The organism is Moorena sp. SIO4E2, from assembly GCF_010671945.1.
Lineage (GTDB): Bacteria > Cyanobacteriota > Cyanobacteriia > Cyanobacteriales > Coleofasciculaceae > Moorena > Moorena producens.
Genome location: NZ_JAAHIE010000930.1, coordinates 1 through 2,198, shown reverse-complemented (window position 1 = coordinate 2,198; position 2,198 = coordinate 1). Strand labels below are relative to the sequence as shown.

Below are 2,198 nucleotides of genomic sequence, written 5' to 3'. Positions count from 1 at the left end.
TTGACCGGTTTTTTCTAAGATAGAATCCCTACTCCCACCTTGGCGAAACATTTTGAGGGCAGCTTGGGGTTTCTCTCCATAAATTTTAATCAGATGTTCAATACGAATTTTGGGGTTTGAATTAATATTAGTCATTAGTAATTGTGAAAAAGGGGAAAAGGTGATTGGGGAAAAGGTGATTCGGAAAACCCCCTAGTTTCTAAGAGTTAATTGACACTACTGACGCACTCAGAACTTTTTATGGCCATTCACCTTAAATTTCATCTGGGTCAATCCCTGCCTGTCGCAGTCGTTCTGCTAATTGCTCAGCTCGTTGCTCAGCTGCTTCAGCTCGTTGCTCAGCTGCTTCTTCTGGTAAGGGAACTAGATTCCCATCCCGGTCTTGACACTCCCCGGTCTAAAGACGCGGGGATTCTTCATTCAACGAGCCAGCTTGCTCTTCCAGGCCGGAACCAGGAAAAGTAGAGGCTGATTCTCCTGAAGCGTTTAGATCTTTTAAGATCCAGGTTCCGGTGTGCCCCACCGTACCCAAGGCTCGCTTAAGGACGTTTATTGCGGCATTATGGTCTCTATCTAACTGGCATCCACACTTACAGGCATGGGTTCTAGTAGATAGGGACTTTTTAACTTCTTCGCCGCAACTGGAACAATTTTGGCTAGTGTAGGCAGGATTTACTGCGACTGTCACCTTTCCAAACTTGGTGCCAAAGTGCTCCATCCATTTCCTGAATTGATACCAACCTGCATCATTAATAGACTTAGCGAGACAGTGATTTTTCACTAGGTTCTTGACTCTTAAATCTTCATAGGCGACCAGATCGTTAGACCGGATTACGCAGCGCGCCAGTCTCTTGGCGTGCTCTTCACGTTGCCTACTTATTTTAAGGTGCTGTCTGCCTAGTCTATTAACTGCTTTCTTGCGATTTAATGAGCCTTTCTTTTTTCTATAAACTCTGCGCTGATAGAACTTAAGACGTTTCTCTCCCGTTCTGTAAAAGCGAGGATTTGGTTCAGTTTCTCCAGCGGAATCAGTATAGAAATCTTTTAGTCCAACATCCAAGCCAATAGCTGCCCCAGTTGGCTCTAATTCTTCTTTGATGTCAACTGATACACAAAACTGGACGTAGTAACCATCAGCCCGACGAACTATACGGACTCGCTTTATTTGTTTTTGATCAAAGCGCCACAAGTCCCATGTACCCTTAAGTTTTAGCTTTCCAATACCCTTTTTATCGCTAAATGTAATTGACTTTTTGTCAGGGGATAACTTCCATCCAGACTGTTTGTACTCTACTGAACGGCAGTTTTTCTGGAACTTAGGAAAGCCTTTCTTGCCAGGTACTTTTTTCTTGCAGTTATCAAAGAATCGAACAATTGATGACCATGTTCTTTCAGCACTAGACTGGCGAGCCGTAGAGTTCAATTCGTTAGCGAATGGGAATTTTTTAGCAAGGACTGCACTGTATTTGTTAAGATCAAATTTATTGACCCCTTTATTATCCATCCAGTATCTGAGGCAGCTATTACGGATGAACTGGACTGTCCGAATAGCCTCATTAATGGCGGAGTATTGATGTTTCTTCCCTTTCGCTTTGAACTCTAGTATGATCATCAGTCTCGACCTCAACTGCTATTGCTCTCTACTTTATTCTACAACATCCAGACTAAGATTCCGGATTTCCGATGGATATTTTTCTCACGGCGGCTAAAGCCGCTATGCGCTTTCATCCCGGAGACGAAACCTTAGAATAGGGCAGCCTTAATCATAAAGTTTTAACCAAAGGTGCGCGCCTCCTAGGGCGAGTAAATCGCCCTTGGGTCGCACCTCTTTTCAGCCAAGCCTCCCAACCATAAAGGCTGGCCTATTCTTGCGGTAACTTCTGACCCCGGTTTAAAAACGCGGAGTCTTCAGCGGTAGGATTTCCGATAATTTGGAGTGCGGAAGGTCTGGCAGTAGATGCTCTTCTTTTTACCTGTGTCAACTTGCTTTGTGGAGGGGGACATCAGCTCGATTATTACATCTGGGTAGCGACCCTGTTCTTCCCATACTACCCAACCCAGGCGTTCTCGACTACCGTCTACATTCAAGACTACAAAGAAATCTGGCCCGCGAAAGTCCCGGTTTCGTGCTTGTTCACTACTGAAGTAAACAAACATATTGCCCCCAACAAAGTAATCGTCTCGGTCAGCTAAAGCAA

The 2,198-nt window shown here is 44.6% G+C and carries 1 protein-coding gene and 1 pseudogene; both read right to left on the bottom strand.

Going from position 1 to position 2,198, the window contains the following annotated elements; genetic code table 11:
* Positions 1 to 397: 397 nt before the first annotated feature.
* Positions 398 to 1,612 (bottom strand): RNA-guided endonuclease InsQ/TnpB family protein, encoded by a 1,215-nt coding sequence (locus F6K37_RS39105; protein ID WP_287256618.1) that lies wholly within the window; start codon positions 1,610 to 1,612, stop codon positions 398 to 400.
* Positions 1,613 to 1,926: 314 nt separating this feature from the next.
* A pseudogene (locus F6K37_RS39100) lies at positions 1,927 to 2,198 on the bottom strand (Uma2 family endonuclease); the annotation flags it as partial.